A 16,090-nucleotide genomic window follows, 5' to 3' on the forward strand; every position below is an offset into this window, starting at 1 on the left:
CCAACCAAACTATCTTAAAGATGACTTACGAGTCATGTTTAAGATATTGCTCTTTAACAATCCGGAACAAGCTGAAAATTGAAACGACGTGTCGGTTCATTTCTCCGTAATAAGAAATGAATGATGACATGTTCGAGTCTCTCAAATGCTTGCAGCTTGCATGCGTTGAAAAACGCCTGTGGGTTGTGAGGTTAAGCGACTAAGCGTACACGGTGGATGCCCTGGCAGTCAGAGGCGATGAAGGACGTGCTAATCTGCGTAAAGCGTCGGTAAGGTGATATGAACCGCTACAGCCGACGATGTCCGAATGGGGAAACCCGGTGCACTCTGTGCATCATCGTAACATGAATACATAGTGTTACGAGGCGAACCTGGGGAACTGAAACATCTAAGTACCCAGAGGAAAAGAAATCAACCGAGATTCCCCCAGTAGCGGCGAGCGAACGGGGAGCAGCCCAGAACCTGAATCAGCTGGTGTGTTAGTGGAAGCGTCTGGAAAGTCGCAGGGTACAGGGTGATACTCCCGTACACAAAAGCACACCTTCTGTGAGTTCGAAGAGTAGGGCGGGACACGTGGTATCCTGTCTGAATATGGGGGGACCATCCTCCAAGGCTAAATACTCCTGACTGACCGATAGTGAACCAGTACCGTGAGGGAAAGGCGAAAAGAACCCCGGCGAGGGGAGTGAAACAGAACCTGAAACCGTGTACGTACAAGCAGTGGGAGCCTACTTGTTAGGTGACTGCGTACCTTTTGTATAATGGGTCAGCGACTTATATTCTGTAGCAAGGTTAACCGTATAGGGGAGCCGCAGGGAAACCGAGTCTTAACTGGGCGTTAAGTTGCAGGGTATAGACCCGAAACCCGGTGATCTAGCCATGGGCAGGTTGAAGGTTGGGTAACACTAACTGGAGGACCGAACCGACTAATGTTGAAAAATTAGCGGATGACTTGTGGCTGGGGGTGAAAGGCCAATCAAACCGGGAGATAGCTGGTTCTCCCCGAAAGCTATTTAGGTAGCGCCTCGTGAACTCATCTTCGGGGGTAGAGCACTGTTTCGGCTAGGGGGCCATCCCGGCTTACCAACCCGATGCAAACTGCGAATACCGAAGAATGTTATCACGGGAGACACACGGCGGGTGCTAACGTCCGTCGTGAAGAGGGAAACAACCCAGACCGCCAGCTAAGGTCCCAAAGTCATGGTTAAGTGGGAAACGATGTGGGAAGGCACAGACAGCCAGGATGTTGGCTTAGAAGCAGCCATCATTTAAAGAAAGCGTAATAGCTCACTGGTCGAGTCGGCCTGCGCGGAAGATGTAACGGGGCTAAACCATGCACCGAAGCTGCGGCAGCGACGCTTAGGCGTTGTTGGGTAGGGGAGCGTTCTGTAAGCCGTTGAAGGTGGCCTGTGAGGGCTGCTGGAGGTATCAGAAGTGCGAATGCTGACATAAGTAACGATAAAGCGGGTGAAAAGCCCGCTCGCCGGAAGACCAAGGGTTCCTGTTCAACGTTAATCGGAGCAGGGTGAGTCGACCCCTAAGGCGAGGCTGAAAAGCGTAGTCGATGGGAAGCAGGTTAATATTCCTGCACTTGGTGTTACTGCGAAGGGGGGACGGAGAAGGCTAGGTTATCCGGGCGACGGTTGTCCCGGTTTAAGCATGTAGGCGGGAGTTTTAGGTAAATCCGGAACTCTTTTAACGCTGAGGTGTGATGACGAGTCACTACGGTGATGAAGTAACTGATGCCCTGCTTCCAGGAAAAGCCTCTAAGCTCCAGGTAACACGAAATCGTACCCCAAACCGACACAGGTGGTCAGGTAGAGAATACCAAGGCGCTTGAGAGAACTCGGGTGAAGGAACTAGGCAAAATGGTGCCGTAACTTCGGGAGAAGGCACGCTGTCGGTAGGTGAAGTCCCTCGCGGACGGAGCTGAAGGCAGTCGAAGATACCAGCTGGCTGCAACTGTTTATTAAAAACACAGCACTGTGCAAACACGAAAGTGGACGTATACGGTGTGACGCCTGCCCGGTGCCGGAAGGTTAATTGATGGGGTTATCCGCAAGGAGAAGCTCTTGATCGAAGCCCCGGTAAACGGCGGCCGTAACTATAACGGTCCTAAGGTAGCGAAATTCCTTGTCGGGTAAGTTCCGACCTGCACGAATGGCGTAATGATGGCCAGGCTGTCTCCACCCGAGACTCAGTGAAATTGAAATCGCTGTGAAGATGCAGTGTACCCGCGGCAAGACGGAAAGACCCCGTGAACCTTTACTATAGCTTGACACTGAACATTGAGCCTTGATGTGTAGGATAGGTGGGAGGCTTTGAAGCGTGGACGCCAGTCTGCGTGGAGCCATCCTTGAAATACCACCCTTTAATGTTTGATGTTCTAACGTAGACCCGTAATCCGGGTTGCGGACAGTGTCTGGTGGGTAGTTTGACTGGGGCGGTCTCCTCCCAAAGAGTAACGGAGGAGCACGAAGGTTGGCTAATCCTGGTCGGACATCAGGAGGTTAGTGCAATGGCATAAGCCAGCTTGACTGCGAGAGTGACGGCTCGAGCAGGTGCGAAAGCAGGTCATAGTGATCCGGTGGTTCTGAATGGAAGGGCCATCGCTCAACGGATAAAAGGTACTCCGGGGATAACAGGCTGATACCGCCCAAGAGTTCATATCGACGGCGGTGTTTGGCACCTCGATGTCGGCTCATCACATCCTGGGGCTGAAGTAGGTCCCAAGGGTACGGCTGTTCGCCGTTTAAAGTGGTACGCGAGCTGGGTTTAGAACGTCGTGAGACAGTTCGGTCCCTATCTGCCGTGGGCGCTGGAGAATTGAGGGGGGTTGCTCCTAGTACGAGAGGACCGGAGTGAACGCACCACTGGTGTTCGGGTTGTCATGCCAATGGCATTGCCCGGTAGCTAAGTGCGGAAAAGATAAGTGCTGAAAGCATCTAAGCACGAAACTTGCCCCAAGATGAGTTCTCCCTGGGCACTTGATGCCCCTGAAGGGACGTTGAAGACGACGACGTTGATAGGCCGGATGTGTAAGTGCAGCGATGCATTGAGCTAACCGGTACTAATGACCCGTGAGGCTTAACCTTACAACGCCAGAGGCGTTTTTGAAGAGACGCAAAGTAGATTTTCAGCTTAGTTCACCGGATTAAAGATTTAGTTTTGTTCTGCGGACATGAGTCCGAAGGATTTTGCGCTGAGGCAAGGCGGCAAGCGAGACGATGTGAAGGAGCATACATCAGTATGTGACTGAGCAGCACGAACGCAGCCAACGCAGCAGCAGTGCAAAAGACACAGGACAGAACACCAAGATTTGCCTGGCGGCTTTAGCGCGGTGGTCCCACCTGACCCCATGCCGAACTCAGAAGTGAAACGCCGTAGCGCCGATGGTAGTGTGGGGCCTCCCCATGCGAGAGTAGGGAACTGCCAGGCATCAAACAAGTGAAGAAGCCCTGAACGAAAGTTCAGGGCTTTTTTACGTCTAAAATTCAGCCACCTCATCCAAAAAATCTCTGTTTATTGGCCTCTTTTCAGCCACTCTTCAATAAAATCAGCCACCTTAACTGTCTGATTAATATCAAGGAGAGGAAGGTTGATTGCCAATTTCTCATCGCTTGCCACAGCAATCACGTATTCATCCAATAAATCGGTCACCCCACCTTTAACACCGTGCCGCCAGAGGGCAATTTTGGGCACCGGTTCGCCCTTAAAGCCTTCAACCAGCACCAAATCCAAGATTGAACTGTCCATTTTGGCCGCTAACGCCGTCAAATCTAACGGCTGATCCGGGGTTTCACACATCAAAGCCCAGCGTTGGTTACTGGCGACGATCACTTGGTCGGCACCCGCTTTTCGCAGCAAATAGCTGTCCTTTCCCGGTGTATCTATATCCATTTGATGGTGAGTGTGCTTGATTAACCCTGTACGGATGCCTCGTTCCTTTAGCAAAGGGATAACCTGCTGTAACAAGGTGGTTTTTCCTGTCCCGCACCATGCCACAACTGCCAGCAACGGCACGCTCATGACAGGTTCTCCTCATTCATCAAATCGTCCGGGGTATTGATGTTGCGAAACGCCGACTCAGGATCGGTAAATGTCACCGCATGGCCGCCGTGCTCCCGTAGGAACTGCATTAAACGTCGCTCACCGCGTAACAGCCAGGCTTCCAGATCATCGGCTAATGATCGATGAACCAGCGCTAATGCGGGATGATCGCGCTGCGTCGAACGTACCCAGACAGCGGGGGCATTGCCGCGCTGCTGCCATAAACGTGCGACGAAATCCTCTGGAAGCCAGGGCGTATCACAGGCGCAAAAGGCGACCCATTCGGTTTTGCTGTGCTGCAAACCACTCAGCATGCCAGCCAGAGGCCCTGGGAAATCAGACATAGAATCAGTAATCACCTGACAGCCGCTATGCTGATAACGATCAATGTTACGGTTCGCGCTTATCAACACAATATTGACCTGCGGCATGAATCGCTGCAGAACGTGTTGATAAAGCGGTTTGCCCTGCAGTTCCAGCAGCCCTTTATCTTGACCTCCCATACGGCTGCCTTGCCCACCGGCTAGGATCACGCCAGTCAATGCTGTCATTTTCGTCTCCTTAGTCATTCTGGACGATACTTGCATCACGGCAGCGTACCACCTGCGTAAAGGAATCAACGATGAAATATCACCGCCTTAATGAACTTCTCGAACTCCTGCAACCGGCATGGCAAAAGGAGTCGGATCTTAACCTGCTGGCATTTTTACAAAAATTGGCGCAGGAATCCGGTTTCAGTGGCCCATTAAGTGAATTAACCGATGATGTATTGATTTACCATCTCAAGATGCGTGATGCTGACAGCCATGCTGAAATTCCCGGACTGAAAAAGGATCACGAAGTGGACTTCAAAACTGCGCTATTACGTGCGCGCGGTGTGATTAAGGATGATGAGTAGTGTTATCCTTGCGCATGACTTGCAACGGTAACCTACAGACAAAATGATGAGCGAAGCTGCCTTTACTTTCCAGACGCTGGACCCTGATGTCATCCTCGATGCACTTTGGGATGCGGGTCTGCGTGTCGAATCAGGCCTAACCGCCCTCAATAGCTACGAGAACCGTGTTTATCAGTTCAGCGATGATGAAAAGCGTCGCTATGTGGCCAAGTTTTATCGTCCACAACGCTGGAGTGCGCAGCAGATTCATGAAGAGCATCAGTTCACACGGGATCTGCTGGCAGATGAAGTTCCGGTGGCAGCGCCATTGACGCTGCAAGGCAGCACGCTGAACCAGCATGCCGGATTTATGTTTGCCGTTTTCCCCAGTCTGGGAGGACGACAATATGAAACAGATAACGAAGAACAGATGGAGTGGGTGGGGCGTTTTCTGGGCCGCATCCATCAAACCGGTCGTCAGAGTCTGTTTCAGCAGCGCCCAACAATGGGTCTGGAAGAGTATGTGTTCCAGCCTCGTCGGGAACTGGAGCAAAGCACACTGGTGCCTGGTGCGCTGAAAGACGCACTGCTGAACGCCGTAGATAAACTCAGCAGCACGCTGCAGCAGTGTTGGCATAGCCAATGGCAACCTCTTCGGCTGCACGGTGACTGCCATCCGGGTAATATTCTATGGCGCGATGGCCCGATGTTTGTCGATCTGGATGACGCGCGTAACGGCCCGGCCGTGCAGGATTTATGGATGTTGGTGAATGGCGATCGTCAGGAGCAACTGATCCAATGGGACATTCTGCTGGAAGCTTATAATGAATTCAGTGACTTCGATTTACATGAATTGTCACTGATTGAGCCTTTACGCGCTATGCGCATGGTTTATTATTTGGCCTGGGTGGTACGCCGTTGGCAGGATCCCGCTTTTCCGCGCGCTTTCCCCTGGATGACCGATGAGGATTTCTGGCGCCGACAGATTGCACTATTTATCGAGCAGGAGAGGCTGTTACACCAACCCCCGTTGCAGCTTAGCCCGCAATTTTAATGAAGTACTCAGGAGATTTTTTCACGATGAAAAAGATTATGTTTGCGCTGGTAGGATTAATGCTGGCATTTGGCGCTTCAGCCGCACAGTTTAACGACGGCAAACAGTTCGTTACGCTGCCAAAGCCGGTTGCGGGTGAACCGCAGGTGCTGGAGTTCTTCTCCTTCTTCTGCCCACACTGCTACCAGTTCGAACGTGTTTATCACGTGAGTGATGCAGTGAAAAAGAACCTGCCAGCTGACACCAAAGTGACGAAATATCACGTCGATTTCCTGGGTGGTGATTTCGGCCCAGTCGTCACGCAGGCTTGGGCTGTGGCGATGGCCTTAGGTGTGGAAAGCAAAGTCACTGCACCGATTTTTGATGGTATCCAGAAAACCCAAACCATCACTGATGCAGCAAGCCTGAAAGCGACTTTCATCCAGGCGGCGGGCATCTCTTCTGAAGATTATGATGCTGCATGGAACAGCTTTGCGGTAAAAGCATTGGTGGCGCAGCAGCAGAAAGCAGCCTCTGACCTGAACTTGCAAGGTGTGCCTGCGATCTTCGTTAACGGCAAATACATGGTCAACAATGGCGGCCTTGATACCAGCTCTATGGACAATTTCGTTGCTGATTATGCCAACGTAGTGAAGTTCCTGGTTGAGAAGAAGTAATCAAGCTTGATAAAACGTCGACAATGTCGGCGTTTTATCGCCATTATCACTGCGCAACACTCATACTCCTGTTAACCCTCCGCTTAATATCCACATGGACGATCACCTTTTTAAAAAGGTGTTGTGCATCACGGTAAGTTAATAACTCTTTGAATATAAGATGTTTTTATCAGTAAAATGATTGCAATTAACGTAAATAACAATACGTTATGATTTTTACGCACAAAGTTATCCACAACCCGATCCTTGCGATCCGCTCCGCGTAACCGCGAAAAAGATCCTGACTTCCCCGCACAGATTCAACATTCTTCTCTGGTTGTGGCATCCTTATAGCCCTCATTATCGCAACGAAGAAAATACGAACCTATGGCGCAAATTGCAGAAAACCCTCTGATTCTGGTAGACGGCTCCTCATATCTCTATCGGGCATATCATGCCTTTCCGCCGTTAACCAACAGTGCTGGCGAGCCAACAGGCGCCATGTATGGTGTGCTCAATATGCTGAAAAGCCTGTTGATGCAGTATCAGCCGAGCCACGTGGCTGTTGTCTTCGATGCGAAAGGCAAAACCTTCCGTGATGAGTTATTCGAGCACTACAAATCTCACCGTCCGCCCATGCCTGACGATCTGCGTGCACAGATTGAACCGCTGCATGAGATGGTTAAAGCAATGGGTTTGCCATTATTGGCCGTGACGGGCGTTGAGGCCGATGATGTTATCGGCACACTGGCGCAGGAAGCCGAGAAGCAAGGCCGTGCAGTGTTGATCAGTACCGGTGATAAAGACATGGCTCAGCTGGTCACGCCGGGCATCACGCTGATCAACACCATGACCAATACGGTGCTGGGTCCGGAAGAGGTTGAGCAGAAATATGGTGTTCCGCCGTCACTGATTATCGATTTCCTGGCCATGATGGGCGATAGCTCGGACAATATTCCCGGTGTGCCGGGCGTGGGAGAGAAGACGGCACAAGCACTGCTGCAAGGGTTAGGCGGCATGCAGTCGATTTACGACAATCTCGATAAAGTGGCCGATCTTTCGTTCCGTGGCGCGAAAACCATGGCGGCGAAGCTGGAGCAAAACCGTGAGGTGGCTTTCCTCTCTTATCAGCTGGCGACGATTAAGACCGACGTTGAGCTGGAGCTGGGCTGTGAGCAGCTCACGGTTAACGAGCCTGACGTCGAAGCGCTGCAAACTTTGTTTGGCCGTTACGAGTTCAAACGCTGGATCACCGATTTACAGGATGGCACCTGGCTTCAGGGTAAGAAGAGCAATACCCAGGCTCAGAAATCACTGGCAAGTGAACCTGTGGCCGCAGCCGCGGAAACAGCCAGCGTGCTGTCATCGGATGGCTACGTCACCATTCTTGATCAGGCGACCTTCGACGAGTGGCTGCAAAAGCTGAAAAATGCGGAGCTGTTTGCCTTCGATTTGGAAACCGATTCGCTGGATAACTGGAGCGCCAACATTATTGGTCTCTCCTTTGCGATCGCGCCGGGTGAAGCGGCTTATCTTCCGGTGGGCCATGACTATCTTGATGCACCAGACCAGCTGGACCGCACCGACGTCCTGAAACAGCTGAAACCGCTGCTTGAAGATGCCAAAGCCGCGAAAGTGGGGCAAAACCTCAAGTACGACCGCGGCGTGCTCAAGAATTACGACATTGAGCTGAAAGGCATTAAATTCGACACCATGCTGGAGTCTTACTGTCTGAACAGCGTTGGCGGTAAACATGATATGGACAGCCTGGCGGCGCGCTGGTTGAACCACAAAACCGTGACCTTTGAAGAGATTGCCGGAAAAGGCAAAAATCAGCTGACCTTCAACCAGATTGCGATTGAGCAGGCCGCTCACTACGCCGCAGAAGACGCCGATGTCACGCTGCAGCTGCACATGCAAATGTGGCCAAAGCTGGAGCAGGAAGCGGGGCCGAAGCAGGTGTTTACCGACATTGAAATGCCGCTGGTTACGGTGATTTCTCGTGTTGAGCGTAACGGCGTGTTGATCGATCAAAACATTCTGGCGAAGCACTCGCAGGAGCTGACTACCCGTTTGGCTGAGCTTGAGCTGAAGGCTCACGAATTAGCCGGTGAGCCGTTTAATCTCTCTTCTACCAAACAGCTGCAAACCATTCTGTTTGAAAAGCAGGGCATTAAACCCACCAAGAAAACGCCGGGCGGTGCCCCATCAACCAGTGAAGAAGTGCTGGCTGAGCTGGCTCTCGACTATCCGCTGCCAAAAGTGATTCTGGAGCACCGTGGTCTGTCGAAGCTCAAGTCGACCTACACCGATAAATTGCCACTGATGATCAATCCGAAAACCGGTCGCGTCCATACCTCTTATCATCAGGCAGTTACCGCAACCGGGCGTCTCTCTTCGACCGATCCGAACCTGCAAAATATCCCGGTGCGTAATGATGAAGGTCGTCGTATTCGCCAGGCGTTTATAGCGGGTGCGGATAAGCGCATTGTGGCGGCTGACTACTCGCAAATTGAACTGCGTATTATGGCGCACCTGTCACAGGATAAAGGCTTGCTGGATGCCTTTGCGCAGGGAGAAGACATTCACCGTGCCACGGCGTCAGAAGTGTTTGGTGTGGCGCTGAGTAAGGTGTCAGGGGAGCAGCGTCGCAGTGCCAAAGCGATTAACTTTGGTTTGATCTATGGCATGAGCGCATTTGGTTTATCGCGTCAGCTGAATATCGGTGCCGGCGAAGCGAAGAAGTATATGGATCTCTATTTCGAACGTTATCCGGGCGTGCTGCGCTATATGGAAGAGACGCGTGCGCAAGCTGCGGAGAAGGGCTACGTTGAAACCCTTGAGGGCCGCCGTCTGTGGCTGCCGGACATCAATTCCAGCAACGCCATTCGTCGTAAAGCGGCTGAGCGTGCGGCGATTAATGCCCCGATGCAAGGCACGGCAGCAGATATCATTAAACGCGCGATGATTGCTGTGGATGGGTGGTTACAACAGCAGAATGATGATGCAGTGCAGATGATCATGCAGGTACACGATGAATTGGTGTTCGAGATCCGCAATGATGCGGTTGAGAGTGCCAGTGCGACGATCCGTCAACTGATGGAGAGCAGCATGAAGTTGGATGTACCGCTGCAGGTTGAAGTCGGAACGGGTGATAACTGGGATCAGGCACACTAACAGGTGAATGTTGGCGGCATCTCGGTGCCGCTGACATCATCATAAGAAAAAAGTTTGATTAATCGGTTCAGCAAACCCGCAAAGCCGCTTGTAAAATGCACGTTGGGTAACTGCTTATCCCCTAAGCATTTTTTTAGTAATTAAACTACATGCCTTAAGCCAAAGTGTGACGAACCTGGTAAAAAAGATGTCGGATCCTGAAACTTAACAACAAAAAACCCTTTGTCGGTCAGGAAAAATCAGGTAAAGTTCATCGCGTAGGGTACAGAGGTAAGATGTTCTATCTTTCAGACCTTTTACTTCACGTAATCGGATTTGGCTGAATATTTAGCCGCCCCAGTCATTTATGACTGGGGCGTTTTTTATTGGGCTTTTTCTGAAAAGCGGGCTGAAAAACCCGCTGGAGAGATTAGGCGGAGGGTGCTTCGCTATCGCCTTCCTGCGCCGGTTCCAGTTCTGCGAACCAGCTGTCCAGCTTTTGACGAACGATATCCACACCCAGCTTTTTCAACGATGAGAACATCTCGACCTGCACATCACCCATAAAGCCCAATGCAGCTTCACGCACCATCTTGAGCTGTGCTTTACGCGCGCCTGAGGCCAGCTTATCCGCTTTAGTTAACAGTACCAGCACCGGAATGCCACTCTGAACGGCCCACTCAATCATGTTCTGATCAAGGTCTTTCAATGGATGGCGGATATCCATCAGCACCACCAAGCCTTTCAGTGCCTGACGTTTCTGCAAATATTCAGACAGTGCGCGCTGCCACTTGCGCTTCATTTCTTCCGGTACTTCCGCGTAACCGTAACCTGGCAAGTCCACTAAGCGCTTACCATCAACCACTTCAAACAGGTTGATGAGCTGGGTACGGCCAGGCGTTTTACTGGTACGTGCCAGACCTTTCTGATTGGTCAGGGTGTTCAGTGCGCTGGATTTGCCCGCATTAGAGCGCCCGGCAAAGGCGACTTCAATGCCCGCATCCGCCGGCAAATGGCGAATATCCGGGGCGCTGAGCATAAAATGGGTCATGTGATAGTTCAAAGCAGACAAAGTAAAACTCCAGCAGAGTGATTCGGCAATTGGGCTGATTATACCTGTTATGGCGCAAAAGTGCCCGATGGCGTCTTAACGCGCTATTTTGTAAGAGATCAACGATTGTTACTGCCAGTCATTACCGCTTAATGGAATGTTCACATTAAGACTTGTTGTTAATAATCATGGTGTTAATGGAATCATGAAAAAGACCGCTCTAAATAAGAGACAAGTCTCACTTGTTCATTTTACTGATTGGTCTACATTGAGTGTCAGTGCACGGCAGCACCTATCAGGATGATGCGCTCAGGAGTGTCGGGGAAGACCAAGAGCATGGCAGGAAGTGATTCAGGCACGAGTCAGACAAGGAAAAGGAATACTCGCAGGAGCGATGGGGCGAAGGAGCAACCGGGACGTGGTGAGCCGTAAAGGATTGATACCGTAATTCCTTCATGAGAAGGTGCGAAATAAGGCGATAGCATAGGCTATCGCCTTTTTTCTTTGCCCGCTTTCTGCTAGATTTCGCCGCAATTCTATACTGAATTCACTTAGCATCACTGAGACCGGACACCATGAAGCAACCTGCATCAGCCCCGCGTGGCAAACCTGCTGCAAAAGCCAAGCGCAAATCGCGTGAAGAACTCAACCAGGAAGCGCGCGACCGTAAACGCGATAAAAAACACAGTGGCCACAAATCTGGCAGCCGTGCCAATCCGGAAGTGCAAGCCGCAAATAAAGGCCAGGGTAAAAAAAGCCAGGACCCACGCGTAGGCAGCAAAAAGCCGATTGCGCTGGTGGCCGACGGTAAAACTCAGCCAGAGAAGAAACCCGCCGCGCAACCCAAGCCGAAAGCGGAAAAAGTGCGTTTAACGCCGCAGGAAGAGCTGGCCAAGCTGGAAAACGATGAGCGTCTGGATACGCTGCTGGATCGTCTTGAAAATGGCGAGACGCTGAGCGGCGAAGATCAGGCCTGGCTGGACCAAACCTTAGACCGCATCGACGAGCTGATGGAAACTCTGGGCATTGCCTTGGATGACGAAGCGGAAGATGAGCAGGCAGAAGAAGATATGATGCGCCTGTTGAAGGGCAACTAAGGCACTTTTTGATCGGCATGCGTGTTACCGCATGCCGCGCTAAACAGGTATTCGCTTATGCTTTGGCCTGGATCAATTTTAGCGCTGCTACTGACATGTTATCTGCTGTGGTTATTGTTTAAACTACGCCGCCTGTCGCGTCTGAAGTCGCGTATACGCCGGCGTTCGGCTCACCGCTTCATCCACTCTTCTGCTACGCGACCCTCTCTCAGACGACGTCACCGTAAGGAGTGAGCATGTCATCGCAGCAGATTGAATGGGATCAGCGCCTGATTGAAAAATACAATTACGCAGGCCCGCGCTACACCTCTTATCCCACCGCGTTGGAGTTTAATGAAAACTTCGGCGAGGCGGCATTTCAGCAAGCCGTTGAACGCTATCCTGAGCGATCTCTGTCACTGTATGTGCACATCCCGTTCTGCCATCGTCTGTGCTATTTCTGCGGTTGCAATAAGATCGTCACGCGCCAGTTGCACAAGGCAGACCGCTATCTTGATGTGTTGGAACAGGAAATCCGTCAGCGAGCCCCGCTTTTTGCTGGTCGTCGCGTAACCCAATTACACTGGGGCGGCGGCACGCCAACCTTTCTTAACCCGGCACAGGTGAGCCGGCTGGTGGCGCTATTACGCAGCCATTTTGACATTGCGGATGATGTTGAAATGTCGATCGAGGTCGATCCACGTGAAATTGAACTGGAGATGATCGATCATCTGCGTGCCGAGGGGTTTAACCGACTGAGCATGGGCGTGCAGGACTTCAACAAAGCCGTGCAGGAGCGTGTTAACCGCGTTCAGGATGAAGAGACCATCTTTGCCCTGGTCGAGCGTGCTCGGGCGCAGGGGTTCCGTTCCGTGAGTCTCGATTTGATCTACGGCCTGCCGTTGCAAACGCCAGAGAGCTTTGCTTTTACCTTGCAGCGGGTAATCGCACTCAATCCCGACCGCCTTAGCGTGTTTAACTATGCGCATATGCCCACCCTGTTCGCGGCGCAACGTAAGATCAAAGATGATGAACTGCCCAGTGCCGCCCAGAAGTTGCTGATTCTGCAGCAAACTATCGCAACCTTAACCCGCGCGGGCTACCAATTCATTGGGATGGATCACTTTGCCAAGCCAGATGATGAGCTGGCTGTGGCACAGCGTGCCGGTGTGCTTCATCGCAACTTCCAGGGTTACACCACCCAGGGAGAGAGCGATCTGCTCGGTTTCGGGGTGTCGGCGATCAGTATGCTGGGTGACGGCTATGCGCAGAACCAGAAAGATTTGAAGGCGTATTATCGCGACGTTGAGCAGCGTGGCAATGCCTTGTGGCGCGGCCTGACGTTAAGCGATGATGATTGCCTGCGCCGCGATGTGATCAAAGCGCTGATCTGTAATTTCTCTCTGGATTTTTCTGCCATTGAGGCGCAATGGCCAATCGATTTTGACGACTATTTCGCAGAGGATTTAGCGCTGCTTGCGCCGTTAATCGCCGATGGCTTGCTGGAACAGCAGGGGCGCTGCCTGCAGGTAACGGGGATTGGACGTTTGCTGATTCGCAATATCTGCATGTGCTTTGATCGTTACCTGCGCCAGAAAGCCCGTCTGCAGCAATTTTCACGTGTGATATAAAAACAAAAGGCGGCCTGAAGGCCGCCTGCGGTTGCACTAAGCTGCAATCTTACTCCATACCCAGTTCTTTCAATTTACGCGTCAGCGTATTTCGACCCCAACCGAGTAACCGTGCGGCTTCCTGCTTGTGCCCCTGAGTGTGGCGCAGTGCGGTGGTGAGCAGCGTACGCTCCATTTCCGGCTGAGCTTCAGAGAGCAGGTTTTGATGACCGGAACGCAGCGCGCGGTCCGCCCATTGTGCCAGCAGTGTTGCCCAGCTATCCGGCAGAGATTGCACTGGACTATCTGGCGTGCTCGACTCAAACAGTTCCGGCGGCAGGTCCTGAATCAACACTTCCTGGCCCGCAGCCATTACGGTTAACCAACGGCAGGTGTTCTCCAGCTGGCGCACGTTACCGGACCAATGCAGACGCGTCAGTGCGGTTTCCGTCTCCTGGTGCAGAATTTTCGCTTCCACACCCAACTCACGCGCAGCCACCTGCAGGAAGTAGCGCGCCAGACGAGGGATGTCTTCACGACGCTCGCGCAGTGGCGGCAGATGGACACGGATCACGTTGAGACGGTGGAACAAGTCTTCACGGAACTTGCCTTCTTGCACGCGCAGTTCAAGGTTTTGGTGGGTTGCCGCGATGATACGCACGTCCACTTTCACCGGCGCATAGCCGCCCACGCGATAGAACTGGCCATCAGCCAAAACGCGTAACAAGCGGGTCTGCACATCGAGCGGCATATCACCGATTTCATCGAGGAATAGCGTACCGCCATCAGCTTGCTCAAAGCGACCCTGACGAATCTGGTTTGCCCCGGTAAAGGCACCTTTCTCGTGTCCGAACAGCTCGGATTCGATCAGGTCTTTAGGAATGGCAGCCATATTCAGCGCGATAAACGGTGATTTAGCCCGCGGACTATGACGATGCAGCGCATGCGCCACCAACTCTTTACCGGTACCTGATTCGCCGTTAATCAGCACACTGATCGACGAGCGCGACAAGCGGCCAATTATACGGAACACATCCTGCATCGCTGGCGCTTCGCCAATGATATCGGTAGTGGGGCCGCTCACCGGCTGATTGCGCGGCTGCTGCTGCTCCTGATAATGGCTAATCGCACGTTCAACCAGTGCCACCGCCTCATCGATATCAAACGGTTTTGGCAGGTAATCAAACGCACCCTGCTGATAGGCGCTCACTGCGGCATCCAAATCCGAATGCGCGGTCATGATGATCACCGGCAGCATAGGATGACGCTGTTTAATTTGTTTCAGCAACGCCAGCCCATCCATGCCCGGCATGCGAATATCTGATAACAATACATCTGGGGTTTTACTTGAGAGTGCATCCAGCACCTCATTGGCGCTGTCAAATGTTGCGCAGCTCAAACCGGCTCCAGTGAGCGCACGTTCAAGCACCCAGCGGATGGAGCTATCGTCATCGACGATCCAGACTATCCCTCGTTGCATAGAAACCTCACTGGCGAATAGGCAGGTAGACCGAGAATTCGGTGTGTCCTGGCCAACTGTTAAATTCTATTTTTCCTGAATGCTGATCGATCAGACTGCGGGCGATGGAGAGACCTAAACCCGTGCCCCCTTCGCGTCCGCTGACCATCGGATAGAACAGCGTATCTTGTAGCTGGGCAGGTATGCCTGGGCCATCATCTTCAATATCAATGCGTGCCACTAAGCGATAACGTGTGCCGTGCAGCGTCAGTTGGAAAGCAGTGCGCGTGCGGATGACGATAGTGCCGCCTTCCTCACCCAGCGCTTGCAGGGCATTACGCACTACATTAAGCAGCACCTGCTCAATCTGGTCAGGGTCATGCGGCAGTTCTGGCAGGCTGGGGTCGTAATCACGCACCAGCGAGACATTGTCCGGTAACTCCATTGAGACCAGGTTGACCACGCGCTCGGCCACCTGATGAATGCTTTGTGTTACGTGCATACCCGGCTGTTGTGGCCCGAGTAAGCGATCGACCAGATTGCGCAGGCGGTCCGCCTGTTCAATGATGATCCGGGTATATTCATGCAGCGACGGATCGGGCAGGGCACGGGTTAATAATTGTGCCGCGCCGCGTAATCCACCCAGCGGGTTTTTAATTTCATGTGCCAGTCCGCGCACTAAATCGCGGGCTGCGACCTGCTGTGCATGTTGCAACTGTTCCTGGCTCAGGCGACGTTGATTATCCATCGGCGCCATTTCCAGCAAAATAAGGCCATCGGGCAGTCGTTGCGCCGTCAGCGACATAATGTGCGCCCGGCCATCAACCACCAAAGTGACTTCGCTGTCGGTAAAGCCCTGGCCTGCTCCAAGACTCTCGCTCATCACCTCAATATTCAGCGAAAAATAGCCGGTTAATTCCGGTAATGGCGTGCCGAACAATTTGCGTGAGCTTTGCGCCAGTAATTGCTGAGCTGCCGGGTTGGCATAATGGATAACCAGATCGTTATCGACCAGCAAAATACTGTTGATTAGAGAGTTGAGTATCTGCCCCGCGTCGGGCAGCGTGCCAGTAGCCATACAGCGTTCCTCTGCACTAAGTTAGTGCATTATAGCCTTTTAGG

At 52.3% G+C, this 16,090-nt stretch carries 11 protein-coding genes and 2 rRNA genes; 8 read left to right on the forward strand and 5 right to left on the reverse strand.

Annotation, left to right across the window (positions count from 1 at the left end; translation table 11 throughout):
* The first annotated feature begins 189 nt into the window (after positions 1 to 189).
* Positions 190 to 3,095 (forward strand): 23S ribosomal RNA (locus LK04_RS19145).
* A gap of 227 nt (positions 3,096 to 3,322) precedes the next feature.
* Positions 3,323 to 3,438, forward strand: a 5S ribosomal RNA gene (gene rrf / locus LK04_RS19150).
* An 84-nt stretch (positions 3,439 to 3,522) separates the two neighbouring features.
* Here the strand turns inward: rrf and mobB are convergent.
* Positions 3,523 to 4,029 (reverse strand): molybdopterin-guanine dinucleotide biosynthesis protein MobB, encoded by a 507-nt coding sequence (gene mobB, locus LK04_RS19155; protein ID WP_039328033.1) that lies wholly within the window; start codon positions 4,027 to 4,029, stop codon positions 3,523 to 3,525.
* Positions 4,026 to 4,601, reverse strand: coding sequence for a molybdenum cofactor guanylyltransferase MobA (mobA, locus tag LK04_RS19160; RefSeq protein WP_039328036.1), 576 nt, complete (start codon positions 4,599 to 4,601; stop codon positions 4,026 to 4,028). Before mobA ends, mobB begins: the two co-directional genes overlap by 4 nt.
* Positions 4,602 to 4,672: 71 nt before the next feature.
* Between mobA and LK04_RS19165 the strand changes: the two genes are divergently transcribed.
* From LK04_RS19165 to polA, 4 genes are all read left to right on the forward strand, one after another.
* On the forward strand, positions 4,673 to 4,948 hold the full coding sequence (locus tag LK04_RS19165; RefSeq protein WP_039328039.1) for a YihD family protein: 276 nt from the start codon (positions 4,673 to 4,675) through the stop codon (positions 4,946 to 4,948).
* Positions 4,949 to 4,994: 46 nt separating this feature from the next.
* The gene (locus LK04_RS19170; RefSeq protein WP_039328041.1) at positions 4,995 to 5,981 is read left to right on the forward strand and encodes a serine/threonine protein kinase; all 987 of its coding nucleotides are present in this window, start codon (positions 4,995 to 4,997) and stop codon (positions 5,979 to 5,981) included.
* Positions 5,982 to 6,007: 26 nt separating this feature from the next.
* A complete protein-coding gene (gene dsbA, locus LK04_RS19175) occupies positions 6,008 to 6,637 on the forward strand; it encodes a thiol:disulfide interchange protein DsbA (RefSeq protein WP_038644001.1) in 630 nt (209 codons plus the stop codon).
* Positions 6,638 to 7,003: 366 nt separating this feature from the next.
* Complete coding sequence (gene polA, locus LK04_RS19180; RefSeq protein WP_039328048.1) at positions 7,004 to 9,793, forward strand: DNA polymerase I; 2,790 nt, start codon at positions 7,004 to 7,006, stop codon at positions 9,791 to 9,793.
* Positions 9,794 to 10,202: 409 nt separating this feature from the next.
* Here polA and yihA read toward each other — a convergent pair whose 3' ends face one another.
* Positions 10,203 to 10,844, reverse strand: coding sequence for a ribosome biogenesis GTP-binding protein YihA/YsxC (yihA, locus tag LK04_RS19185; RefSeq protein WP_039328050.1), 642 nt, complete (start codon positions 10,842 to 10,844; stop codon positions 10,203 to 10,205).
* Positions 10,845 to 11,398: 554 nt separating this feature from the next.
* Between yihA and yihI the strand changes: the two genes are divergently transcribed.
* Together yihI and hemN are read left to right on the forward strand one after the other, a co-directional pair.
* Positions 11,399 to 11,920: a Der GTPase-activating protein YihI gene (yihI, locus tag LK04_RS19190; RefSeq protein ID WP_039328053.1), complete on the forward strand. Its 522-nt coding sequence runs from the start codon at positions 11,399 to 11,401 to the stop codon at positions 11,918 to 11,920.
* Between the two features lie 236 nt (positions 11,921 to 12,156).
* A complete protein-coding gene (gene hemN, locus LK04_RS19195) occupies positions 12,157 to 13,530 on the forward strand; it encodes an oxygen-independent coproporphyrinogen III oxidase (RefSeq protein ID WP_039328057.1) in 1,374 nt (457 codons plus the stop codon).
* Between the two features lie 49 nt (positions 13,531 to 13,579).
* Here the strand turns inward: hemN and glnG are convergent, their stop codons facing one another.
* Complete coding sequence (glnG, locus tag LK04_RS19200; protein WP_039328060.1) at positions 13,580 to 14,989, reverse strand: nitrogen regulation protein NR(I); 1,410 nt, start codon at positions 14,987 to 14,989, stop codon at positions 13,580 to 13,582.
* Positions 14,990 to 14,996: 7 nt separating this feature from the next.
* Positions 14,997 to 16,046: a nitrogen regulation protein NR(II) gene (gene glnL, locus LK04_RS19205; RefSeq protein WP_039328063.1), complete on the reverse strand. Its 1,050-nt coding sequence runs from the start codon at positions 16,044 to 16,046 to the stop codon at positions 14,997 to 14,999.
* Positions 16,047 to 16,090: the final 44 nt, after the last annotated feature.

Origin of the sequence: Pantoea vagans, from assembly GCF_001506165.1 — a bacterium.
Taxonomy (GTDB): Bacteria; Pseudomonadota; Gammaproteobacteria; order Enterobacterales; family Enterobacteriaceae; genus Pantoea; species Pantoea vagans_C.